The following is a 21497-nucleotide window of genomic DNA, read 5'->3' on the forward strand; positions in this document are numbered from 1 at the left end:
GTTGGCTTAAAGCAACCTTTTGGGAAAACAAAAAAGCCCCGCCTTCCGTTAAGGAAGACGGGGCTTTTTAGCTGCTCAGTCCTTGTCTACCGGCGTCACCCGGGCTCGGATCTGCTCGCCCACGACGAGCTGAAGGACGAAGATCACGACGCCGGTCACCTGGCCCGCGACGTTGGCGTCTGCCAGCGCCGGCACGAAGACCGCGAGGGCGACGACGCCGGCCAGCACGCCCGCCCGTACGCGGGCGGGCTCGGTGACGAGCATCGTGCGCAGCATCGCGACGGCGTTCAGGACGACGGTCTGGGCGAGGATCTTGAGTCGCGCGAGGAACTTGCGCATGGGGCTCCTACTCGTGGGCCCGGCCGTAGTGCCGGGCGGACTCCGCGTCGTGGACGCGCTTGTGGAAGAGCTGGACGGCGGACTCCAGGTCGACGACGGACCCGGCGTTCATGATCGTGTAGTCCGCGTCCTCCGGTCCGAGAGCACCCTCCGACTCGTGGACGAGGTGGGGGACGCCGGGGCGGTCGACGTAGAGGAGGTGCCAGCCCCGGGCGCGGAGGGCAGCGGCCTCGTTGGCGTACCGGACGTCGGTGATCACGACGGGGCGGGCGGACTTCTCGTTCACTTCGTCGGCGAGGCACAGGGCGGCGCGGAGCCAGAACTCGGGGTCGATGGCACGGACGGCAGCACCGAGTTCCTGAAGGATGCGACGAACTTCCACCCAGTTGTTCTTCGCCTGCTCCCAGCCGTACCGATCGACCGAGTCAGCGAGACGGATCTCCGAACTGGAGCAGGGGTCCTCCCAGAGCAGCGGGTTCAGTTGCAGCGCTGCATCCTTCAGCGGGTCCGCGAAGGCCACCCGTTCGTAGCCGCGTTCCCGCACGAGCCAGGCGCCGGCGGTGTCCTTACCTACCCGCGCCCGGCCGATGATGCCGATGTTCATGTGCCGCCCTCCGTCGTGGTTGACGAGGGGGTTACTGGGCGCCGGAGAGGGCTCGTTTGCGTTAGGTCGCTCGAACTCCGCTGAACTCACAGCGGCGCCCCCGCCCGGCCGAAGCCGAACGGGGGCGCGGGCCGACGGTCCGAAGGTGGGCCATCGTTGAGCAATCCCCGCTACCGCGGGGCAACTGTAAGGACGCGGGGCATCACAGTCTCATACTCCAGGTCCATCCCTGCCAAGGCGGGGCGCGTCCAACCGGGTCACCCGGTTGGACGTCTGCGACTCTGCCACGGGCCACTGACAAGCCGCAAGCCTCCAGGTCGCCCGTCACCCCTCCGGGTGACGGCGTATCAGCAAGTGCTCCGCGTCGTGGGCTGCCTGCCACGCGCGGACGTCGGTCACGTGGTCGCGCAACTCCGCAACGTCGGAACGGAGCTCGTCGCGGACGCCGTCGATCCGCTCTGCCAGGGCAGCGCCCAGTACGGCGACGGACTCGCGGGTGGCCGCGCCCTCGTCCTCCGCCGCTCCACGGGCTCGGCGCAGCCCGAGAAGCGCCGGCACTGTGGCAGCGACGACTACGCCGCCGGCGGTGATGGTGGCGATGATGATCTCTGGGCTCATCGCATCAGCCTCCGCCAGGTCTCCGGGCCCGGGTAGCCGTTCGCGTCAGCGCCCCGCCAGCCCTGCGCCCGCTGAAACGCGGCCGTTGCCTGCCGGTCAGCCTCCGTCCACTGCGGGCCGGGGCCCTGCCGGTAGGCCGTCCCGTAGCCGTGACGGACGAGGGCCTGGCCCAGCTTGGTCACGTACGCGTTGCTGGCGCCGGCGTGGAAGTAGCGGTCACCCGGGAACGGCACGGCCGCTGGGGCGGACGTCGGCGTGGAGGCGGCTGGGATGTTGCGGCCCTGGCCCGACACGAGGTAGGTCCAGGTCGTCGGCCCCGGGATGCCGTCCGCGTCTCCCCCGCTCCACCCCTGCGCCTGCTGGAAGGCGGCGACGGCCTGGCGGTCGGCGTCGCTCCACCGTGGCCCGGCGCCGACGGAGTAGAAGCGTCCACCACCGCGCTTGATCAGCATCTCGCCGAGTCGGGTGACGTTCGCGTTGTTGGCGCCGGGGCCGAACTTGTCCGCCCCGGGGAAGGCGCTGGAGGAGTTGCCCGGGGTCGTCGGCTGCGGGGTCGTCGTCGGCGCGGGGACCGTCGGGGTTGGCGGCACCTGACCCGGGACGGCCGGCACGGTGATGGTGTCGCCGGGGTGGATGGTGTTCGGGTCCTTCACCTGCGGGTTGAGCCCGAGGATTACGGACAGGGCGACGCCGGCGGCAGCCGCGATGGCCCCGAGGGTCTGCCCTGCCCGGACGGTGACGCTCTTCGTCGCAGGCGCCGGAGTGGCGAAGCCGTCGATCACCCACTTCGCCTCCGCCGCCCGGCGCGGACCCTGCGCGAAGGCGGGGTGCCCGTAGCCGTAGACGTAGGCGTCCCGACGCCGCCACACCTTGCGGTAGACGCCGTCTCCCTCCGCGCTGCCGGTGTTGTTGGTGTTGCCCTCGACCGTGGTGATCGTGGTGTCGTCGAAGTCGATCACCAGGCCTGTGTGGGAGCCGCCACCCGATCCGAAGAAGACCTGCGCGCCGACGCTCGGAAGCGCCGAGAACCGGCCCTTCGCCCGGAACCAAGCAACGCCGACGGAGCACGACGCGGTGCGCGGATAGACGTCGGCGTTGCCGGACTTCAGCGCGAGCCAGGAAACGAAGGTTGCGCACCACGGCTCACCGTCGTCCGACACCCACGCCTGGCCTGGCACTTCGGCCGCGTACTTCTCCTTGTTGTTCCACCGGCCGTTGGCGTCTCGGCCTTCGTGGTAGCCGACTTCCGGCAGCGCGACCGCGATGATTGCAGCGGGCGACGTGGCCATGTGTTCCCCCTCCAGGGCATAAAGAAAGCCCCGGCCGATTGGCTCGGGGCTTGATTTCAGGTGTTCGTCAGGAGGCGCTTTCGTACTCAATCGACCACGAGAGTTCGACGCTGCTGGAGGCGTTAACCGGTAGGGTACCGCTGACGTTCGCTGTGTAATCCGAGCCGAGCTGCGACGTCACGAACCCCACGGCCGTGTCGTTAACTCCGAGGAGGGTAGATCCGAGGAAGTTGTTTGAACCGAGCATCACGTAACTGGCAATGCCGATGATGACCATGCCGGTAGACGCCGCAGGAACGGGCAGGCTCATATACCAGTAGCCGTCCCCGGAGGTCGACAGTGAGCCGTACTTCAGCTTCCCCCGCCACGTGACCCTGCGGTCCTGCTTGATCCAACGGCTGGTCAGGATGCCGTTGCCTAGCGTCGGCTGGACGCCGTTCCCGCCGCGTGACGTCCAGGTCGGGACGTAGGTCGTCCACGTTCCTGCCGGGCTGTACGTCCGCCAGGCAGTGCCGTCGTGGATATCCAGGCGCAACTCTGAGATGAGCCAGGACGTCATCCCCGCCACGGGGGACGGAACAGCAGCACTGCGGGCAGCGACATTGGCAAACCGCATTACGCCGCGTGGCACGATCTGGTCAACCATGGTCGACATGGCCGTTTCGATATTCGGCCCGTCGGAAAGCTTTGGGTACGGCACACTCTGGCCGTACGAATCAGATCCGGGCAATTTTCCCTCCGGTCAGAATTAGGCGAGAGCACCGACGACGAGCCATGAGCCCGCCGCATTGCGGGTCACCATGACCGTGTCGCCGACGGTGGGGGTGTAGCTCCGGAGACGGCGGACGTTCGGCACGGTGCCGGTCGCCGTGGAGATCGTTACTACGCCGGTCCCGGTGGCGGTCACGGTGGCGAGCAGCCACGAGGCTCCCTGCTCCCGGACCGCCCGCTCCGCAGCCGCCTGGACTGCGTCGGCGAGTACCGTCACGCCGGCACCTCCTTGCTCCCGCGCAGGGTGACTGCGAAGTCCGCGCTGATGGACAACGGCACGGTCAGCGCCTGGACGAGGACGTCCTCCACGCGACCGCCGGCGTACGACAACCGCAGGCAGTCGCCGGCCTCCAGCGCGGGGTTCGGGAGGCAGGAGATCGACGTCTCCACCGACGGCGCCAGGGCGTCGCGGAGCATGCTCGTCGCGACGGCAGCACACTGCGCGCTGGAGGTCAGAAGGCCCGAGGAGTAGAAGCGCGGCACTCTGCCGTACGGCCCGCCCCATCGTGTCGGGCTCGCCGGGTCGGTGTCGGTGACCGTCGCGGAGACGGGCGGGACCCCGGAGTAGGCGCTCTCGCCGCTGGCCACCACGGCGTTGTACACCCCTGCACGGGTAATCTTCCGTCCGGCGGTGATGAGCGTCCCGGTCGGCCCCTCCCCCACCGTCCATACCGGGGAGGACGTCGTCAGGTCGGGCACGTCAACGAGGACGAAGCGATCCAGAACGTCAACGAAAATCTCTGCGCGCATGCTGGTCGCCAGCTGCGTCACTGCCTCCCACCGGTCAGCCTGCGTGTCCCAGACCACGGTGGAGCACGCCTGATCCCGGGCGCCGGACGTCAGGTTGACGATCGTGGCCCCGGGGATCGTCTCCGTGATCAGGGCGGTGATCATGGAGACGGTGCTCGTCGCGCCGGACGTGGAGCGCGGCGCCGTGAACCGGTCGTCCTGGATGGCGACTTCCCGGCTCTTTCCGGTGACCGTGATCGGTCCGGAGTAGACGTCACCGCTGGGCTCGTCCACCCTGAACGTGCCCAGCGGACACATCTCCCGCGTGCCGTCCGGGAATTGGATGCCCCGGGAGACCACGAGCGTCTGTCCATAGACCGCCAGCGGGTCGGCAGGACGCCACGGCAGGAACGACGGGTCGGCCAACTCCAGGGTGAGCTGACGGCGGATTTTACTTCCGCGGTCGACCTTGACGGCCCCGCCCGTGATGGGCAGATCCGCCAGGGTCAGCGTGCCGTTGAAGTACGCGTCCACACGGTGCACCACTTGATGCGGAGTGGCGAGGGCGCGCAGGAACGAGGCGCTCACCGGGTACATCAGGTGCCCTCCACTCCGGTCAGGACTCCGAGCCACGTCGAGTACTTCGTGAGCAGGTTCGCCCACGTGGCGTTGCCGTCGCGGACGGTCTGCCAGGTGCGGCCGGCCGACCCGACGAGGCCGCCGATCGGGCGGTCCACTTCGGTGAGTTCCAGCGTCCAGCCACGATCGGGCTGGGGCGCGTACTCGCTCAGACGGTCCTCGCCCACGCTGCCCACCTGGAGGTAGGTGTCGTCCTCGCCCCACCCGGGCGGCCACTGGGCGAGCAGCGTGTGCCCGGACTCCAGGAGCCAGGTCAGCGCCTGGCGCTCCGTGTGGGTCGCGGTGCTCAGGACGACCGACCCGGTACGGGCAGACCGGACGTCGGTCAGCACCACCGGGCGTGGCCGGCCCCGGACTTGATGCACGGCCTGGCGTGCGGCCCGCTGCCACGACGGCATCGTGGTCACAACGACCGTCGTTGTCCGCGACGGGATTGACGGGTCCTTCAGCACCACGGACAGCGCGTCCGGGTGTGCCAGCGTGAGCCACGACGCCGTCGCGTCGATCCACGATCCCGGCGTCGCGGACGTCCAGACGCGCACGTAGTAGGCGACCGGCCGACCGAGCGGCGCTTCGTAGTCGTCGGTCACCGTCACGTCGCCCGTGGCCGTGACCCCGATCAGGTCTCCGCCGTAGCCCCGGACGGGCGTCTGGACGCCGTCCGGGGTCGTACGCCAGAGGCTCCACCGGTCCCGGCTGCCGGTGGTGAGCCCGGTCAGCGTGACCGTGGCCCCGTAGCCGCCCGTTGACGGGGCGGACGTGATCGTGAGTGCCATCAGCGCCTCCCCATCATCAGTGCGGTAGCGGTAGCGGACTCCGAGCGGGCGACCTCCACACGGACGATGTCCGTGATCTCGCGATCGCCGACGTACACCCGGGCTTCCAAGTGGACGTCTCCGACGCCACTGAGGCCGCCGGCCCGGATCGCATCCCACTGCCCCGTGGTGAACACCGGCTCGGGGCGGCCGGTGTGGTTGTAGACGAGGCTTGTCCCCACTGGCAGATATCCGCCATTGTCGTAGCCGCCGGGGCGGTTCAGTGCGGACAGCGACCCGTAGCGGTGGATCGCGTAATTCAGGCCGGCGAATGTGTTCGCCAGGGGGTCAGTCGACGTTCCTGCCACGAATGGGCCCGTGTTCGCGAATTGACCAGCGTATGCGCGGAATGTCGGGCCGATGACCTGCATCAGACCTACACTCGGAGTTCCAGCAAGCGCATTGGAGTCCCAGTTGTTGACGACGGTCGGATTGCCGCCGGACTCCTGGTTCATCCGTCGCAGGACGGTGTCCAGCCACGAAGCCGGCTGGCCCAGCATCGCGAGTGCCTGGAGGACAACCGGCGCCCACTGCTGGACACCCGAGCCGCCATTGCCGCTTCCGGATGGCGGCGGCTGCTTTCCTCCGCCGCCACTCACGAAATTAACGATCTTGTCCTTTAGGCCCGTGATGGCCTTCTCGGGAATTCCGACGAGCACCTTTCCGAAGGGCGAACTGTCGACCTTCGAGAACAGGTCGCGCACGGGCTTCGCAAGCTTGTCCCATATCTTGGATGGGTGGGCGAGGAGTTCCGCCCCGTCCTTTGTGGCGTCCCAGGCATCGGACGCCCACCCCTTGACCGTGCCTACCACAGACCCGAGAATTCCGCCGTTGGCCATGAGTTGCGTCCCCGCAGCCGCGTGCAGCGCAATGGCACGCTGCCGGTATCGCGGATCTGTCGGGATGACGTACTCCGGGTACGCCGGATTGCCCTCCCCGACAATCGCTGTGGGGCGGTTCACCACCATCGGGGCCGCCTCGCCCCAACCCGGCCCGACAGTTCCACCAGCCGCCAGCAGCTTCGGCGCGTCGGGCAGTTTGCCCAGCCCGACGAAGTCAGCGACCTTGTCCCAGACGGCCTTGATTCCGTCGGTGTAGACATTCTTAATGATGAAGTTGACGGGCGTCTTCGCTGTTTCTGCTATCGAATTCCAGGCTGCCGAAATGGCATCCTTGGCCTTGCTGAAGGCCGTCCCGACGGGTCCAAGCGCACTCTTGATCTTCTCAAACGCCGGACTCAGGTAATTGTCCCAGAGCGCGTTAGTGTTAGACCCGATCCAGTCGAGCACGGGCTTTACGGCGTTACGCCAGAGCCAGGTGAACCCTGCGCCGATGCCGTCGAGCGCCGGTGAAATTGCCGAGCGCCACAGCCAGGACGCCCCGTCGCCAACCTTCTGGAGCCCCACGGAAATGTATCCGCAAACGGGCTCCAGTACTTCCCGCCAGAGCCAGGAGGCGATAGCCGCGATGCCGTCGATGGACGGCTTGAAGGCGTCCTCCCACAGCCACATCGCAACGGCGCCAAGAATCTTCAGCGCGAACAGGATGGGCACGACAACCGCTGTGACGACAATCGCGAAGAGAATCCGTGCGGCGTCCCAGATAAAGCTGAATGCCGGGCCGATCGCGTTTTCCCACAGCCACATCGCGGCAACGCCGACGACCTGAAGCGCGTAGACTATTCCGTCGAATGTCGGCTTGAGAATGTAATTCCAGGTGAAAAGCGCTGCCACCTTGATTGCATTCCACGTCGCCAGGACGGCATCGCGAAACCAATCCCAGTGGTTGTACGCATAGATCACGCCGGCGACTAGCGCAGCCACCGCAAGGACGATCAGCTCGATCAGCGGCACGATGCCCGTCAACTGCATTGCCGTCGCAAGAGCGCCGGTCTCCGCTGTGGCAATAGCGGTGACGACGTTGTAGGCCGCCATTCCGGCTGCCGCACCGAAGGCAACTAGGCGAGCCACCTTGAAGGCGGCAATTCCGAGCCAGAGCGCTTGAACCAGCCACGGGTAGTCCCGCGCCAGCGTCGACACGAGGCCAGCGAACCACGCCAGTCCCTGGAGTACAGGGCCGGAGAGCGGTGCCAGCGCCTCGCTGATCGACAGCACCGCGCGCGCGACACCGCGCAGCACCTCCGCCAACTTCGGTCCGGAGGCCGACGCATAGGCGATGAACCGTTCGAACTCGGAGCTGCCCTTGAGCCCGGTGCCCCAGTTCGCGAACTTCCCACTTGCGTGAGTCATCCGCGCAGTAATGCCGTCGATGTGGGGCAGGAAGGCATCAACTATCCCCGCCATGCCCTTGAAGACGTTGCCGACGGTGACGCCGAGTCCGAGGATCGCGGGCTCGGCGGAAGCCTGGATGTCCGTCTTGAAGCCACGCCAGAACGGCGTCTTCAACTCCGCAGAGGCCCGGTCCTCCAACTGCCCGATCGCCCGCGCGGCTCCGAGCACCAACGGAGTCAGGCCGGGCAGCGCCCCCTTAGCTCCGTTGACGCCTCGCGTGAAGAGCGGCAGCACGTCGGGCGCGACGCTGTCCGCCCACGCCTTGAACGCCGCACTCAGCCCGCCCGGGCCCGCAACGGCGTCGAAGAGCTGCCGTGCCGACGGGCTCAACTTCTTGAGCACGGCCTCGTACTTGTCGGCAGCCGTCGTCGCCCCGCCGGCCGCCTTCGCAGAGGCCAACATCGCCTGCTGAACTCCACGCTGCGCGCTCGCAACCGAGTCCGCCGCCGACATCGCGGCCTGCGCAGCGGCACGCTGAGCGTCGGCCACCCGCTCCTGCGCATCCGCGACCGCGCGAGCAGACGAGACGGCCGTCTTTGCAGCAGCGGCTTGCGCATCTGCAACGGCCTGCGACGCGTCTGCCGTCGTCCGCTGCGCCCTGGCCAGGCGCTCCTGCGCGGAGACGACGACCTGAGCTCCGTCCACGCCGGCCACGGACGCAGCCTTGGCGTCCACTTGCAGCCGCGAATATGCGGTGTGCTGGTCTGTCGACGCCTGGAGCGCACGGTCATAGCCAAGCTGCGCCGCCGCGAGACGCTCGGGCGTGACCAGGTCCCCGGCCTCCTGCACCGCTTGCAACTCACGCTGCGCAGCCGTCAGCCGAGCGGTCGCCTCCCGCTCGTCCAGCGCCCCGTTGGCCAGGCGGGACTGATAGTCCTCCAGCTGCTGCGCAGCCGTCTTTCGCGCGCCGGTCAGATCCTCTTGCGCCTGCTGCTCGGAGTGCTGCGCGTCCGCGAGAGAGCGTTCCGCGTCCTGCACTCGACGAGCGGCTGACGCCTGCTCATCGGCAGCGCGAGCGACGGCGTCCGCGAGAGCCTGCTCCGCCCGCCCGATCTGGCGAGTCGCGCTCTCCGTCTGCTGCGCCGCGTTGCGACGTGCCGACGCAAGCGACTGCTGCGTCCCCGCGAGAGACAGCGCACGCTGCTGTGCGGAGGAGTCCGCGCCCGCACCGGAGTTGGTGGCGTTGGTGGCCTCGTCCTGCGCGGCCTTGCGCGCCTGGAGGGCCTCCGCTACGCCCTTGATCGCGGGGACGGCAGCGAGGCCTAGCGCGCCGGCGCCGGCGCCAGCCGCGACGAAGGCGGCTGCGAGGCCGCCAACACCGGCAGCCAGAACCGGGATTGCAGGAATCGCGGCAAGCGCGGCGATCTGGATGCCGAGCACCACGACGGCGGAGACTGCCCCCGAGGTGTCGACGTGGATCTCTGCCCGCTGAGCGTCCAGCGCCGCCACGGTGGCCGCCACGACCGCCAGTTGCGCTTCGGCCTGCGCGGCGTCCGCACGGATGTCGATCCGGGCAGAACTCGCGCTCAGCTCTGCCAGCTGGACGCGGAGTCGCGCGATGGTGGCCACCGCTTCGGCGTCAGTGAACCGGACGTCCGTCGCCAAGCGGTCTGGGATCGAAGCCATCTCGGCACGGAGCCGGGCAAGCTGCGACTCCGCGTCATCGGCGGACACGTCGACGACCACGGGCGGCAGGGCGGCCGTGGCGGCACGAACCTGCGTGAGTAGCCTCTCTCGGAACGCGCCCTGCGGACGGAGTTCGACCTCGTGAGGTGCGTCGGTGATCGCAGCGATCTCGGCGCGGACGTCCGCAAGCGCCGCACGGGCGGTGGCGGTGTCGATCCGGACCACCGGGTTCGGGTGCTGGCTGCCCAGCTGCCGGAGCTGCGCCTCCAGGTCGGCGACGCGCGCGGACGCTGTGGCGGCGTCGATGTCGATGCCGATGCGCTTGCCGGACAGCTCCCGCAGACGCTCGCGAACGCGGGCCAACTCGGCGTCCACCCCGGTAGCGTCGGCTGCGATGTCCAGCTCCGGCATCGCCCGGTAGGCGGCCGTCAGCTTGGCCTTCAGCGACCGGGCGAACGCGCCGCCGGTCTGCTCGCCCTCCCGGGCTGCCGATGCCGTCGCCCGCCGCCCGCCTGCCTGAACGGCGTCGGGCAGAGCGTCGGCTACGCGACGCTGCATCGCGGCGGCAATCTCGTCGCCGAGCACCCGCCCGACGCCCTGGCCCGCGCCGGCCAGGCCCGCGCGAAGGGAGTCCCCCATCCGCTCGCCGAGCACCCGCCCGGCCTCCAGGCCGACCCGGTCAGCGATCGGGAGGACGGCGTCTTGCAGCTTCCGGTGGAACGTCGGCACGATGGGGACGATGTCAACACCGGCACTGCCGACGATGTCCAGCTCTGCCATCACGCCTCCCGGGGCGGTTCGTGTCTCAGTCGCGGGTCAAGCGCGCGGCGTTGCTCGTCCGACAGGCGTCGGGAGGTGGTGGTCTTCGGCGGGATGCCGGGGCGCGGGGTCGGGTCCGGCATGGTGGGCGTCCCGCCGGCTGCCGCGATGGCGACGGCCGTCTGTGCGCGGATCGCGTCCAGGACGCTGGCGAGCAGTAGCTCCGCGCCGCTCCACGCGGCCAGATCCGGGCGGGCGCCATGCGACAGCCGCTCACGGTCCTCAGCCGTGAGCGCGTTGCGCATCGCCGTCTTCGTCGCCGAGTCGGGCGGCAGATGCTCGACCAGCACGCGCAGCCGGCGCAGCGAGAGCGTGCCCCGGTAGACGTCCAGGAGGTCAATGCCGTGCCAGGCGAGATCCGCCTCTAGCGCTTCCGCGTGGTCCTGGAGGACCGCGAGCGTGCCCCAGACTTTCCCGGGGCCTCCCCGGCGGCCTCCATCGCGCGGCTGGTGAAGGCGCCCAACTCATCCATCGTCGCGTCCAGCTCCAGGAACGTCGCGACGTCGTCCGGGTGCAGCGCGAGAGCCGCCCACGTGTCGAAGTCGGCGACGCGCAGGGCGCGGAGGAACGAGGGCCGCCACCGGCCGACGGGCAGAACGCGCAGGCTCTCGCCGGTCAGCTCCACGGCGACGTAGTCAGCCGTCGCCTCGATCTCCTGCGCGACGGCGGGGGTGGTCTCGGTCATGGTTCTCCTCAGGTGCTCAGGGGTTGGGTGACCACCGTGGGTCGACCCACGGTGGTCAGTTGACTGTGCGTCAGGCGAAAAAGCCCGAGACGTCCACGCCGCCGTAGTCGATCGTGCGGTGTACGGCCGGCGTCAGCGCGGCGCCCTTGTAGAAGGTGAACGTCATCTCCACCGGCCAGACGTCGTCCGTCTGTGCCTGCTCGTCGCCGCGCTCGGTCACCATGCCGTTCGGCATGTAGAAGCGGTTTCGCTTCAGCCCGTCCATGGTGTCGAAGACGAAGGCGTAGTGGAGATCGGCGGGCTTGTCCGGCAGGTTGTACGAGACGATGCCGGACGTCGGGTTCAGGGCGGAGAGCGGGACGTTGTCGTAGAGGGACCTGACGACCGGGTTCAAGGCCTCCTGGTAGACCGCCTTCATGGTCTTGGTGGAGCGGGTCATCAGGGTCCGGATCGGCTCCAGGCTGCCGGCGGCCTGGACGTCCTTCTTCTCGTCCGCGATTGCGAACGTGCCGCCAGCCGTGGTCACCCACCCCGCGCACTTCCAGGCGCCGGCCGGGTCGGCGAACCCGACGGGCGCGGCGGTGTCGCGTGGAGCGACGTAGGCGATGAAGTCGACTGCGCCGAACGTCAGATCGGCATTTCGGGTGTCACTCACGAGCCCTCCCCGGGCATGAGAACGGCCCCCAGCGGTGAACTGTGGGCCTATGTAGGTCAGTTGGTCAGTGGACTGCCGGGTGGAGGGCGACGGTCACCGTCAGCCCGACGCGCCGGAGCGCGGGGTTTGCGTACGGGCGCGGCGAAGGTCCGGCGTCTATCCGGGTGTCGCTCACGATGGCGCCGGGGGCTGCGGGCCCGCGCCAGGTCGTCAGTGCCCTCGTGATGCGCAGCGCGAGGCTTCGGGCGGCGGCGTAGTCTGCCGCGTACACGTCGATGTCGATCCGGGGCCAGCCGGCGAAGCGGGAGGCCGCTCCTCCGACGGTCGCGATCTGGACGACGGGTAGCACCGTCTCCACGGCCGGCGGCAGCTCAGTGCACGTCCGGACGGCGAAGGTCTCGCGAAGCCACCGCGCGAGCACCGCCTCCGCGTCCACCGGATCAGCCATCGTTCACCCTCGCGGCGTCGATGGCGGTCCTCAGGACGGCGTACCTCTGGACCTTGCCGTTGCCGTACTCCACTGCGCGGGCGTGGCCGGCGGTGTTCACGAGTCGGCTCCCTGCTCGCATCCTCGACTTGCCCCGGAACGGCACGTTCTTGATGATCGGCCGTACCTCGAACGACTCGCGGTACTGGCCCGGGTGCGGGTCCGCCGCCGGGTCGCCAACTGGGCTCAGGAAGCGCGCGATTCGCAGCATCCGCTGTGCCGCTTCGGCGGTCGCCTGCTGCACGCCCGGGCGCTGGAGCAGCTTGCCGATGCCGATGTAGCGGCCGGTGTAGGTGCTGCGGTACGTCGACATCAGCCACTCACCGCCTTCAAGTTGGCCGTCACGTGAGCGAGGGGGCCGGGGTACGGCGACGGCTCGCCGTGGACCTCGTACACGGTGCCGTCGTGGCGGATACGGTCCGTCGCCCGGAGGTCGGTGCCGGCGGGTGCGAAGAGCACCCGCAGCACGGTCACCTGATCTCGGGCCTGGAGCAGTTCCGCCGACGCCGCTGTCTGTCCGCCGGGAGGCAGGACGGCGCAGCCGGCGATGTCGACCTCCATCGTCGGGCCCGGGACGTCGTTGCCATACGGGTCCTGTGTGGGCGGGGCGGGCCGCAGCCGGGTGACGGTCTCGGTTGCGTAGAGCATGATCGTCCCCCCTAGCTGTAGACGTACCGTCGGGGTGGGTCGTCCGGCCCGATGTCCAGCGAGGACGCGCCACCCGCCAGGCCTACCGCCCGGCGTACCCGACGGACCTCCTGCGCGGTGAGTACGGCGCCCGTCAACGCGTCCGTGTAGGACTCGGACACACCGCCCGCCGCCGCCGACCTGAGCCCGCCCGGGTTCGTCAGGGATCGGGCCGCGACCGCCAGTGCCACGGACTTGACGCCGGGCTGGGGCGGGTCGGTGAGTCTGCCTGCCGTCTCCCCCGTGATCGCGTCCAGGGTGAGCATGTGGGCGGTGTCGTACTGCGCGGCGGGCACCGGCCGCTGAAGGTAGGCCGTCAGCTCACTCGGGCTGAACAGGACTGGCATTGGCGCCGGCCTTCCGTCGGGTCGCCCGGCGCGGCTTCGTCTCCGGCTCGGCAGGGGGCGCCGGCTCCGGCTCAGACTCCGGCTCAGACTCCGGTTCGGCCAGTGCCGGGGGCTCGTCCCACGCCGCCGGGTTGGTGATGAGCTGCGCGGCCCACTCCGGTACCTCGTCGTCGGGCCCGAAGAGGTGCACGACGCCGCGCGCGTCCCGCAGGTGGACGTTCGTTGCGAGCCGCGCCACGTCAGGACGCCGTCACGGTGGCGGTCATGGTCACGTCGGGGTTGCCGATGATCGGCAGCACGATGGCGGTCGCTCGGGTCCACAGGGTCTGTGGGTCCTCCGAGTAGTACGCGCCGACCGCCACCCCGGCCTCGTCCCCGGCCAGGCCGTACCGAGGGTCGGCAGACTCGATCGGGGCCCCCCACAGGGTCTCGCCGAACTTCACGTTCGACGGCGGGAGAAGCGCGATCTTGTTTGCGGGAGTGACTCGCGTGGAGACGCCGGCGACGCTCACCTGAGCGTCGTAGAGGATCGGGGTCGGGAGACCGGCCGCGCTCATGGCGTCCATGAGCTGCTGCGGCGTCAGCGTCGGCAGCTGCGCGGACGTCTTCCCGCTTTCAGGCCAGATCAGGTTCCGCATCTGATCGTTGCGCCGCAGGAAGTTGAAGATTCTGCGCGGCATGAGCATGGACTCCGGCATGAACCCGTTCAGCGCGAGGTAGGCCTCCTGCCACGCGTCGATGTCGTCGCTGACAGTCGCGGTTGGCTCGTCCCAAGTCTTGGACGGAGCAACGGAGTTGCCCGGACGTCGACCGAAGTCGACGCTACCCTGAACACCGTTCTCGGCCAGGGTTATCGAGGCGTTGAAAATCGCCTCGCCGCGCGCGAGTTCCACGCGGGCCGCGATGCCCTGCGCCAGGCGCTCCGCGTCGGTCTCCAGCGCCGAGCGGAGCTCCTCGCTCTCCGACGCCAGGTTGCGGCGCTTGATCCGCTCGTACTCCCCCAGCGGGAGCTTTCGCGAGATCGGGGGCAGTTCGCCGTAGACCCGCGCACCGCCCTCGCGGATGCCGATGTCGGACTCCGCGTCGTAGCTGCGGTAGACGGCCGCGTCGACCAAGTTGCCGCCGCCCCGGGTGAAGCGGTAGCTCAAGTCGTTGACCGTGTTGTCCGGAAGGTAGTTGTGCAGGGTGAACTGGTTCACCTGGTAGTCGCGCAGGGCGGCGCGGGCGTAGCCCGTCAGCTCTGCGGGAGTCGCAAACTCTTCAGTGAGCTGCATGCGTCACGTCCTCTCAGACGGTGTAGATGCGGGCCGCGATGTCCGTCTGGCCGGCGGCGTCCAGGGGCACGGGCAGCTTGTTCAGGCGGATGAAGCCGTGCAGGAGCATGGAGCCGCTCACGGTCGAGGAGACTCGGCCTCGCTGGTCGACTACGCCGACGCCCGTGAAGAGCAGTCCGACGCAGGTCTGACGGCCGTCGGTGGCGGCGTCGTCGTACGGGCCGTAGAGCCCGCTCGCGGTGATCTTGCCGAGCGGGATGCCCGACTTCAGGTAGCCGTCCGGGTAGTGGGTGCCGGCCGTGAACTTCGAGACGTCCAGGCTGACGGAGCGCGGGGCGTCGGTGCCGTGCTCGCTGCCCAGCCAGTCGCGCCGGTCCTGGCTGAAGCTGATGGACTTCAGGGACAGATCCATGGGGATTCCTCCGTGGGGTGGTTAGCTCTTGCCGTGCCGGGCTGCGTAGCGGGCTGCGCCGGCGGCCGTGGTCTTCGCGTCCGTGCCTGCGTCGGAGCCAGCGCCGAGAGGCGGTCGACGCCCCTGGTCGCCGGTGCCGCCGAAGGCGGTCCTCAGCGCGTCCGCGTCGGCCTCCAGCGCCTCCCGGGTGCTGCCCTGGAGGCGCTCGGCCTGCGTAGGCGTCAGGCCCTTCGTGCTGGCCACTTCCAGGAGCAGCGCACGCCGGGTGGCGGTCGCTGCGTCGGCGCGGGCCTGCGCGGCAGCCTGCTCGGCGGCTTCCTTCTCCGCCTTCAGCCGGTCCGTCTCGGACAGCTCAGCCGCCTTGCGGGTGGCCAACTCGGCGGCGTCGGCCCGAAGTTGCGTCAGCTCGTCGGCAGTGGGAGCCGCGCTCGCACGCTGCTCGTGCTTGCGCGCGTGGTGCCGCCAGTAGGCCGCCTGATGCTCGTGGGTCATCTCCGCGACGGGGGTTGCGTCCGGGTACCCGTGGTCGTTGACGGTCGGCTGGTCGGCAGGCTCAGACATGCCGGTAACTCCTCTGGCAGGATTGGTGGTTGGCACCCTTGGCGGGCTCAGGAAGCGGGGCGGAGATCGTCCGGGCCGGTGAAGGTTTGACCTCGAATCCCGAGGACGGGACCGATCTCGCCGTGGTTGTTCTGGACGATGATCTGGCGGTAGTCGACGGCGCGGGCGTCCCGCGCGGACTGCCCCACGGCCGCCTCCACTGCCTTGTGAATGGCCTCTAGCCGGGCCTCGTCGACCACCTGGCCCGGGTCGTAGTCAGCTCGGACGGGTCGGACTCCGCAGTCGCAGCCGGGGTGAATCGGGAGCAGGTTTTCCTTCGCGTACCGCTGCGTGCTCGCGATCATGCAGAGTGCGCAGTCGTACTCGCCGCGCAGCTCACGAACGAAGTACGTGACCTTCGGCTGCTGGTCCAGGACGAGCCGGGTTGCGTGGGTGCGCGCCAGCTGGAGGTCCGTCTTCGCCAGGATCTCCAGTCGGTCGGCTCCGCGTTGCTGGGCAACGTCGAGCGGGTCGCCGTCGGCCAAGGTCTTCCACACGACCTTGAACGGCCGGCGGTAGACGTCGGCCGGGTCGGTCCCGTTGCGGACGGCCGCCCCCGAGACCTCATCCGGGTCGAGCCGAATCCGCGGAGACGCCGTGCCGAGCACTTCCCGGTGCATCTGCTCCAGGTAGCTGGCCGTCAGGGAGGCAATCGTCCGCTGACCAGCATGGACGACGGGGAGCGTCGACCGCTGGAAGCGGGCAACGTCGGCGTCCCGCCAGGACCCGAGCCCCTGCCAGGACCGACTGAGCCGGCCCAGCACGCTCGTCCAGGTCGCGGAGACTTGCGCGTTGTACCGCGCTGCCGGGTCAGGCCGCCTGCGGGACGCCGGTGTCACGCCCGATCACCACCCGCTGGTCCTGCGGCGGAGTCAGACTGACCACCGTGGGTCGACCCACGGTGGATGTCCCGTTCGACGGCTCGGGTGCCATCATTGCGTCCTGTGCCCGGTCGACCTCCATGCGGTCGATCTGCGCGGGGGTGTAACCGAGGTCCTCCATCCGCTGGCGCCACGGGACGCCAGCGGATTGCTTTTTGACCGCCGCGTCGGCCAGTTCGGAGACGGTCCGGGACTCGCAATCCATCCAGATGGTCTCTGCGGACACCTCGTCGGCGCGCGGGTCACCGAGGATGCGGAAGCACAGCCGCATGGCGGATTCCCACGACTCCCCGTACTCACGCTGCCTCGATCGGATCTTCGACACGAGGCCGGTTTCCGCTGCCTTCAACGCGTCGCCGGAGACGTTGACCACCTGGCCGAGCAGGTAGTGGGGTGGCGTCTTACTGATCGCTGCCAAGTCCTGCACGGCGGCACCCACAGCAGCCACATACGGTCGTAGGTCCGTGGAATTGAACTCCCCGAACTTCACGTCAGGGGACTCGGTGGTCCACAGGGTCTTGATGTCCAGCTTGAAGGGACTGATCTTGGCGCCCGTCACCGGGTCTTCGTCGACCTCCAGGCCGGCCGCGTATCGCTGGCGGAACGCCCCGTACCGGCCGGCTGCCATGAGCTGGATGATGCCGGTCGTGATTCGGTTCTGGACGCTCAGCACATCCTCGTGCTCCGCGTAGCCCGTCGGTCGCCGGTTCCGGCGGTTGACGAACGGCACGACGGGCACCGTGCCTAGTCCGTTCCGCTCTACGCTGGCGTCTCCGCTGGGCAGGGTGACGAAGTCCCACCCGTCCAACCGGCTGACGCCGGCGGGGAACGTCACGTCGGCGCCTTGCGACACCATGTCGACAACGTCTTCGCGCGTCCACAGCGTCGCCCGGGTCCGGCCCGTCCAGTCGTCGCGGTACAGGTAGAGGGCAGCGCGGATAACTCGCGGATCGTGCGGATCGTACGCGACGGCTACCTGACGCGCGCTCTTGTGGAGCATCCGGGGCCGTCCATCCGGCCCCTTCTCCACGATGACGAAACTCCGTCGTTGCGACAGTGCTCCGTAGTGGACTAGCTCCGACTCGGCGTCCATGCCGCACTCTTGCCAGATCCGGTTAGCGTCCGCGTCCGCAGCGCTGGACTCACCGAATCGAAATCCCGCCACGCCCAGACGCTCGGCGGGCGAATCGATTACCAGCGACATCCAATTCGTGCGTGCGTCCCGCATCCACTCCTGAGCCTCCGTCGGGGCCACACCGGGAACCTCCGGAAGAGGCGCGAATCCCTCCGCATAGGCGCGCAGCGTGTCGAGTCCGGGAATCCGCTCCAAGTTCCCGGAGCCACGGGCCTCCGTGTGGTCCTGCCGCTCACTGAGCAGTCGTGCCCCGAGCCTCGCCAGCCACCATCCGGGAGATTCTGGCTTCGTGATATCGAGTGCCATTTGGCCCCCTTCCTAGAAAGCGACGAGACGGGACGACCGCTTAGGCCGTTTCGTGATTCCGAGCGCGACGGCGTCAGCACGGCATTCGTACGCAAGAATGGCCGCCATCGCGGCATCGATCTTCTTCGGGCTCTTCGCGTGTTCCTTGCCGATGCCCACCGCATTTCGACCCATCAGCCGGCGGCGTGCGTTCAGGACATGACGGGTCAGCGTCGCTCCAAGGCGCAGCGCTTCGCTGCCCTCCGCGTCGTCGGTGTTCAGCGCTGCCACGAACGAGAGTCCGCGGTCTTCCGCCGCCTCCCGGAAGCGGTTCAGCGCCTGCTCCATGGCCGTCGGGCGGTTGGTCCACCATTCCATCGGGCGGGCCTGCGTGGACCGCACACGCAGCTTGTCACCGTGGTCACGGGTCCAGGCGTCCACGTAGTCCTGCCAGTGCGGCGGGTCGGCGTACATCCCGCACACCTCGTAGCGCTCGAACGCCCGGTGCACTGCCGCGTCAACCTCGTCTCGCGGCACCTGCCAGCCCTCGCCTTCCGGCCCTTCGGGCCGTTCCCAGACGCCAAGCACCTGGAGGTGGCCGTCCCAGACGCGGGCAGCACACAGTGAAGTGGCGTCGTCCCGGATACTCCCGTCGAATCCGAGCGTGACGAGGTCCCCGGGCGCCAGCTCTTCCGCTTTCCGGCAGGCTGCCCAAGCGTCGGGGTCCATCCACGCATCGCTGGCGACGGTGCGGGAGTTGAGGAAGTAGCGCCGGCCATCCGCGCTGTCGTTTCTCGTGTCGTAGAAATCGTCAACGAGGGAATCCAGGTCGATCCACTCCATTGCGTCGCCATAGGCGTCGATAAGAGCGGTCCGAAGAGCGTCCTCGTCCTTCAAGTTCTTGCACTCGCCGTACCGGTGGTCGTAGAGCAACCGCGATCGGCCGCGCTTCTTCCGACCCTCGCGGATAGCCTCCGCTTCCTCATACGTGCGCTCAGCTACCGAGTCTTGCCCGGGGGCGAACATTGTCGTGGTTTCGAGATACCACGTCTGGGCGCCCTTTTTGCGCTTGCGCAGATTTCGAGTGACGGTCGCGTACATCCGCCGGAGTTCCGGCGTGTTGTAGAGATGGGTCTCATCGAAACAGACCCACGTCTCTTTCCCGCCATCCTTGGAACTAGACGACGCGGTGGAAGGCATGATCTCCCCGCCGTCGGGGAGAAATATTCTGGTGATCCCGACGTCAACGCCGGGAATCTGACTGAGTGGCGACGCCTCGTCGGTCAAATTGAAGTAGATCGTGTCGTAGACGTTGCCCGTCTGCCCTTCCTCCGTCGCCATGATGCGGAGGTAAGGGACTCTGACCGGCTGCCCCATCGGCTCGCCGGCCTCGTAGACGTAGCGGAAGCCGAGACTCCACGGGTCTTCGTAGACTTCACCGCCCTCCGCCCAGTCCAGAAACCGGGCAGGGCCGAACGCTTCGAAGAGGCCTATTCGCGCGCCAAGGCCGGACTTGTCACAGCCCTTCGGACGCGAGAAGAACGCGGAGTCGTAGAGAAGCCTGCCGGCTCCATCCACGGCGTAGCAGTCGGCAACGAAGCCGCTGTACTCGTCGCCGTGGCGAACGGGCTCGCCCTGGACGTCGCCAGGGCCGTGACGAACGAAGTACTCCATCCACGCGAGCGCCATCCATCCGAGGGAGGCGCTGCGATCGTGACCGGGGGCGCGCACGACTGCGCGCGGCACGGGTCTCCTAGGCTGTCAGGCGGGATCGGCGGGACGAGATGTCAGTCACGTCGGCGGGGGTCGCCGTCGCGGCGGGCCGGGCTGACTCGGGCGTCTCGACTTGGATCTTCAGCCTCATCCGGTCCTCAGGGGTTGCCCCGAACTTGGCTGCGCGCAAACGGACTTCGCTCGCGAACTCCCACCGGCCCTTCGCCCACATCGTGTGGTGCATCAGGGCTGTGTCGACAAGGAACCGCCAGTCCGTCGCGGTGAACGTCTGCGCCTGCGCCGACGTCCTCCAGGACTCCCACCACAGCTTCGTCATCGGGTGCCAGTCGATCGGCTGCCCGTCGTCCTCGCCGAGCACGCCCACCGGCAGCTCCGGGCCACGCAGCTCCTCGTCCGGCTCCAGGGTCAGGAGCGGAGCGGCTCCGGTGTTCCGCCGGCGACGCGTCGCCGGGTCCTTCGGGGCGGGTCCACGACCGGCCATGTGCACCTCTTCTCACCCTCTGAGCTGGGCAGTTGACGACATGAGTGCTGGTGTCTTAGCTTCGGTGAAGGCCTCCGAGGGTTCTTCCTGACGGAGCGATTTACGGCTGACAAGCCAAGACCAACACCTTGTCGTCAGTCGACTTACCGAGAGCGCGCCCGATGGGGCCGCAGATTGGATCTCGCTGTACCGGCGCTACGCGTCGGCGAGACCTGCGTGTTGGGCAGGGATCGGATGAAGACCGCGAATGCGGTAGTCAGTCCGAGCCCTGCTGTGCCTGGACTGGCTACTCAGATCAGAACTGAGAAGGAAGTCAGTCCGTGGAGATCATTGGCTACGCCGCAACGGCGCTGGCAGCTATCGGGTTCGTCCTCGACAAGGTTCCCGTCGTGTCCAGCAAGTTGCGCCGGGCTCTGCTGTCCTTCAACGACGTGCGCGACGCACTGGAGACCCTGCGCCGGAGAGACGAGCCCGCTACCGCGTCAGCAGCAACACCAGCGGCGACAGATCCGCGAGAGTCGACGGGCACTCGCCATGTCGGCGGCCCGTCACGGTGATGTAGCGGCCGGTGCCGTAGACCTCCACGGCCGCGCCGTCAGGGCGGCGAATGCGGCGTCCCTGGCGGACGTCCGCACGGCCCCAGATGTGCAACCCGGTGCCGGACGGGGACACCTCTACGTAGGTGGTGCCCACGTCCGCCACGATGGACGCCGCCCACGGCTCCAGCGAGCCGTCCGGGCGGATGCAGTGGTCTAGGTCGATGCACACGATGTCGTCGGCGTCGCTCAGCACGAAGCCGAGCCCGACGCCGGTCGTCGAAGCGGTGGCTTCCTCGTGCGCGCTCCACGTCGCGGGGTCGGTGCTGGACGCTGCTCTGCCAGCGGGCGTCAACGGGACCTTCGCGGAGCTGTAGCGGACCCACCTGGCGCGGGTCGTCAGCTCGTCGGGAAGCGCGGGAGAAGCGACGGCGCTCGTCTTCCGCGCACGGTAAGCCGCTTGCTTGCACGCCGCGGAACAGTACCGAGCGTGCCGACGCGCCATCACCGAGAGCGGCTGTTCGCAGCGCTCGCACAGTGAGGTGGTGGGCGTCGTCATGGAGTCCATTCTAGTGGGCGCGCGTTACGGTTTCAAGGCTCTGACCTGCGCTTTAGCAGATCCAGGCCCCATGGCACTGAAGGCCGGAGCCCCGTGCGCCCGCCTGCCGGCCGGGGGTCCCCAGCAGACCAGCGGCCCGCCGCTCGTCCGCCTGCCGGGCGGCTATACCCCCTCCTGGCCCACTTCCCCCAGACCCGTA

The 21497-nt window shown here is 68.7% G+C and carries 24 protein-coding genes; all 24 read right to left on the reverse strand.

The annotated features are described in order from the left end of the window. Positions 1-75: 75 nt before the first annotated feature. The 24 genes from ACIRRS_RS22660 to ACIRRS_RS22775 all read right to left on the reverse strand — a co-directional run bounded on the left by ACIRRS_RS22660 (position 76) and on the right by ACIRRS_RS22775 (position 21298). On the reverse strand, positions 76-339 hold the full coding sequence (locus ACIRRS_RS22660) for a hypothetical protein (RefSeq protein ID WP_402973472.1): 264 nt from the start codon (positions 337-339) through the stop codon (positions 76-78). 7 nt (positions 340-346) lie between these two features. Further along, positions 347-943, reverse strand: a complete 597-nt coding sequence (locus tag ACIRRS_RS22665) for a hypothetical protein (protein WP_402973475.1) — start codon at positions 941-943, stop codon at positions 347-349. A gap of 324 nt (positions 944-1267) precedes the next feature. Then, positions 1268-1561 carry a hypothetical protein gene (locus ACIRRS_RS22670; protein WP_402973478.1) on the reverse strand — a complete coding sequence of 98 codons (294 nt, stop codon included), beginning with the start codon at positions 1559-1561 and terminating at the stop codon, positions 1268-1270. Beyond that, entirely contained in the window at positions 1558-2850 is a 1293-nt protein-coding gene (locus ACIRRS_RS22675; protein WP_402973481.1) for a peptidoglycan-binding protein, read from the reverse strand. The genes ACIRRS_RS22670 and ACIRRS_RS22675 overlap by 4 nt, the downstream gene beginning before the upstream one ends. 67 nt (positions 2851-2917) lie before the next feature. After that, positions 2918-3505: a hypothetical protein gene (locus ACIRRS_RS22680; protein ID WP_402973484.1), complete on the reverse strand. Its 588-nt coding sequence runs from the start codon at positions 3503-3505 to the stop codon at positions 2918-2920. Between the two features lie 93 nt (positions 3506-3598). Next, positions 3599-3838 carry a hypothetical protein gene (locus ACIRRS_RS22685; protein WP_402973486.1) on the reverse strand — a complete coding sequence of 80 codons (240 nt, stop codon included), beginning with the start codon at positions 3836-3838 and terminating at the stop codon, positions 3599-3601. Next, positions 3835-4947 (reverse strand): DUF5047 domain-containing protein, encoded by a 1113-nt coding sequence (locus tag ACIRRS_RS22690; protein ID WP_402973489.1) that lies wholly within the window; start codon positions 4945-4947, stop codon positions 3835-3837. The genes ACIRRS_RS22685 and ACIRRS_RS22690 overlap by 4 nt, the downstream gene beginning before the upstream one ends. Beyond that, positions 4947-5765 (reverse strand): hypothetical protein, encoded by an 819-nt coding sequence (locus ACIRRS_RS22695; RefSeq protein WP_402973492.1) that lies wholly within the window; start codon positions 5763-5765, stop codon positions 4947-4949. The genes ACIRRS_RS22690 and ACIRRS_RS22695 overlap by 1 nt, the downstream gene beginning before the upstream one ends. Continuing rightward, positions 5765-10501 (reverse strand): transglycosylase SLT domain-containing protein, encoded by a 4737-nt coding sequence (locus ACIRRS_RS22700; protein ID WP_402973495.1) that lies wholly within the window; start codon positions 10499-10501, stop codon positions 5765-5767. Before ACIRRS_RS22700 ends, ACIRRS_RS22695 begins: the two co-directional genes overlap by 1 nt. Beyond that, entirely contained in the window at positions 10501-10830 is a 330-nt protein-coding gene (locus ACIRRS_RS22705; protein ID WP_402973498.1) for a hypothetical protein, read from the reverse strand. Before ACIRRS_RS22705 ends, ACIRRS_RS22700 begins: the two co-directional genes overlap by 1 nt. A 74-nt stretch (positions 10831-10904) precedes the next feature. Continuing rightward, positions 10905-11225 (reverse strand): hypothetical protein, encoded by a 321-nt coding sequence (locus tag ACIRRS_RS22710; protein WP_402973501.1) that lies wholly within the window; start codon positions 11223-11225, stop codon positions 10905-10907. A gap of 70 nt (positions 11226-11295) precedes the next feature. Next, entirely contained in the window at positions 11296-11880 is a 585-nt protein-coding gene (locus ACIRRS_RS22715) for a phage tail protein (RefSeq protein WP_402973504.1), read from the reverse strand. A gap of 64 nt (positions 11881-11944) precedes the next feature. Then, the gene (locus ACIRRS_RS22720) at positions 11945-12328 is read right to left on the reverse strand and encodes a hypothetical protein (RefSeq protein WP_402973507.1); all 384 of its coding nucleotides are present in this window, start codon (positions 12326-12328) and stop codon (positions 11945-11947) included. Next, entirely contained in the window at positions 12321-12680 is a 360-nt protein-coding gene (locus ACIRRS_RS22725) for a hypothetical protein (RefSeq protein ID WP_402973510.1), read from the reverse strand. Before ACIRRS_RS22725 ends, ACIRRS_RS22720 begins: the two co-directional genes overlap by 8 nt. After that, on the reverse strand, positions 12680-13015 hold the full coding sequence (locus ACIRRS_RS22730; protein WP_402973513.1) for a head-tail adaptor protein: 336 nt from the start codon (positions 13013-13015) through the stop codon (positions 12680-12682). The genes ACIRRS_RS22725 and ACIRRS_RS22730 overlap by 1 nt, the downstream gene beginning before the upstream one ends. Before the next feature lie 11 nt (positions 13016-13026). Continuing rightward, positions 13027-13401: a hypothetical protein gene (locus ACIRRS_RS22735; protein WP_402973515.1), complete on the reverse strand. Its 375-nt coding sequence runs from the start codon at positions 13399-13401 to the stop codon at positions 13027-13029. Positions 13402-13640: 239 nt separating this feature from the next. Continuing rightward, on the reverse strand, positions 13641-14675 hold the full coding sequence (locus ACIRRS_RS22740) for a major capsid protein (protein WP_402973518.1): 1035 nt from the start codon (positions 14673-14675) through the stop codon (positions 13641-13643). 13 nt (positions 14676-14688) lie between these two features. Further along, complete coding sequence (locus ACIRRS_RS22745; RefSeq protein ID WP_402973521.1) at positions 14689-15087, reverse strand: head decoration protein; 399 nt, start codon at positions 15085-15087, stop codon at positions 14689-14691. A gap of 21 nt (positions 15088-15108) precedes the next feature. Next, on the reverse strand, positions 15109-15648 hold the full coding sequence (locus ACIRRS_RS22750) for a hypothetical protein (RefSeq protein WP_402973524.1): 540 nt from the start codon (positions 15646-15648) through the stop codon (positions 15109-15111). Between the two features lie 47 nt (positions 15649-15695). Continuing rightward, positions 15696-16451, reverse strand: coding sequence for a hypothetical protein (locus ACIRRS_RS22755; RefSeq protein WP_402973527.1), 756 nt, complete (start codon positions 16449-16451; stop codon positions 15696-15698). A gap of 46 nt (positions 16452-16497) precedes the next feature. Further along, complete coding sequence (locus tag ACIRRS_RS22760; protein ID WP_402973530.1) at positions 16498-18009, reverse strand: phage portal protein; 1512 nt, start codon at positions 18007-18009, stop codon at positions 16498-16500. Positions 18010-18021: 12 nt separating this feature from the next. Continuing rightward, complete coding sequence (locus ACIRRS_RS22765) at positions 18022-19734, reverse strand: terminase (RefSeq protein ID WP_402973533.1); 1713 nt, start codon at positions 19732-19734, stop codon at positions 18022-18024. A gap of 7 nt (positions 19735-19741) precedes the next feature. After that, entirely contained in the window at positions 19742-20203 is a 462-nt protein-coding gene (locus ACIRRS_RS22770; RefSeq protein ID WP_402973536.1) for a hypothetical protein, read from the reverse strand. A gap of 474 nt (positions 20204-20677) precedes the next feature. Beyond that, the gene (locus tag ACIRRS_RS22775; protein WP_402973539.1) at positions 20678-21298 is read right to left on the reverse strand and encodes a bifunctional DNA primase/polymerase; all 621 of its coding nucleotides are present in this window, start codon (positions 21296-21298) and stop codon (positions 20678-20680) included. Positions 21299-21497 lie beyond the last annotated feature (199 nt).

Origin of the sequence: Kitasatospora sp. NPDC101183 (assembly GCF_044767945.1) — a bacterium.
Taxonomy (GTDB): Bacteria; Actinomycetota; Actinomycetes; order Streptomycetales; family Streptomycetaceae; genus Kitasatospora.

What these genes read in the sequence shown, in the direction of transcription:
- ACIRRS_RS22660 (WP_402973472.1), bottom strand. Translation starts at nt 339, where the DNA reads ATGCGCAAGTTCCTCGCGCGACTCAAGATCCTCGCCCAGACCGTCGTC.
- ACIRRS_RS22665 (WP_402973475.1), bottom strand. Translation starts at nt 943, where the DNA reads ATGAACATCGGCATCATCGGCCGGGCGCGGGTAGGTAAGGACACCGCC.
- ACIRRS_RS22670 (WP_402973478.1), bottom strand. Translation starts at nt 1,561, where the DNA reads ATGAGCCCAGAGATCATCATCGCCACCATCACCGCCGGCGGCGTAGTC.
- ACIRRS_RS22675 (WP_402973481.1), bottom strand. Translation starts at nt 2,850, where the DNA reads ATGGCCACGTCGCCCGCTGCAATCATCGCGGTCGCGCTGCCGGAAGTC.
- ACIRRS_RS22680 (WP_402973484.1), bottom strand. Translation starts at nt 3,505, where the DNA reads ATGTCGACCATGGTTGACCAGATCGTGCCACGCGGCGTAATGCGGTTT.
- ACIRRS_RS22690 (WP_402973489.1), bottom strand. Translation starts at nt 4,947, where the DNA reads ATGTACCCGGTGAGCGCCTCGTTCCTGCGCGCCCTCGCCACTCCGCAT.
- ACIRRS_RS22695 (WP_402973492.1), bottom strand. Translation starts at nt 5,765, where the DNA reads ATGGCACTCACGATCACGTCCGCCCCGTCAACGGGCGGCTACGGGGCC.
- ACIRRS_RS22700 (WP_402973495.1), bottom strand. Translation starts at nt 10,501, where the DNA reads ATGGCAGAGCTGGACATCGTCGGCAGTGCCGGTGTTGACATCGTCCCC.
- ACIRRS_RS22710 (WP_402973501.1), bottom strand. Translation starts at nt 11,225, where the DNA reads ATGACCGAGACCACCCCCGCCGTCGCGCAGGAGATCGAGGCGACGGCT.
- ACIRRS_RS22720 (WP_402973507.1), bottom strand. Translation starts at nt 12,328, where the DNA reads ATGGCTGATCCGGTGGACGCGGAGGCGGTGCTCGCGCGGTGGCTTCGC.
- ACIRRS_RS22725 (WP_402973510.1), bottom strand. Translation starts at nt 12,680, where the DNA reads ATGTCGACGTACCGCAGCACCTACACCGGCCGCTACATCGGCATCGGC.
- ACIRRS_RS22730 (WP_402973513.1), bottom strand. Translation starts at nt 13,015, where the DNA reads ATGCTCTACGCAACCGAGACCGTCACCCGGCTGCGGCCCGCCCCGCCC.
- ACIRRS_RS22735 (WP_402973515.1), bottom strand. Translation starts at nt 13,401, where the DNA reads ATGCCAGTCCTGTTCAGCCCGAGTGAGCTGACGGCCTACCTTCAGCGG.
- ACIRRS_RS22740 (WP_402973518.1), bottom strand. Translation starts at nt 14,675, where the DNA reads ATGCAGCTCACTGAAGAGTTTGCGACTCCCGCAGAGCTGACGGGCTAC.
- ACIRRS_RS22745 (WP_402973521.1), bottom strand. Translation starts at nt 15,087, where the DNA reads ATGGATCTGTCCCTGAAGTCCATCAGCTTCAGCCAGGACCGGCGCGAC.
- ACIRRS_RS22750 (WP_402973524.1), bottom strand. Translation starts at nt 15,648, where the DNA reads ATGTCTGAGCCTGCCGACCAGCCGACCGTCAACGACCACGGGTACCCG.
- ACIRRS_RS22760 (WP_402973530.1), bottom strand. Translation starts at nt 18,009, where the DNA reads ATGGCACTCGATATCACGAAGCCAGAATCTCCCGGATGGTGGCTGGCG.
- ACIRRS_RS22770 (WP_402973536.1), bottom strand. Translation starts at nt 20,203, where the DNA reads ATGGCCGGTCGTGGACCCGCCCCGAAGGACCCGGCGACGCGTCGCCGG.
- ACIRRS_RS22775 (WP_402973539.1), bottom strand. Translation starts at nt 21,298, where the DNA reads ATGACGACGCCCACCACCTCACTGTGCGAGCGCTGCGAACAGCCGCTC.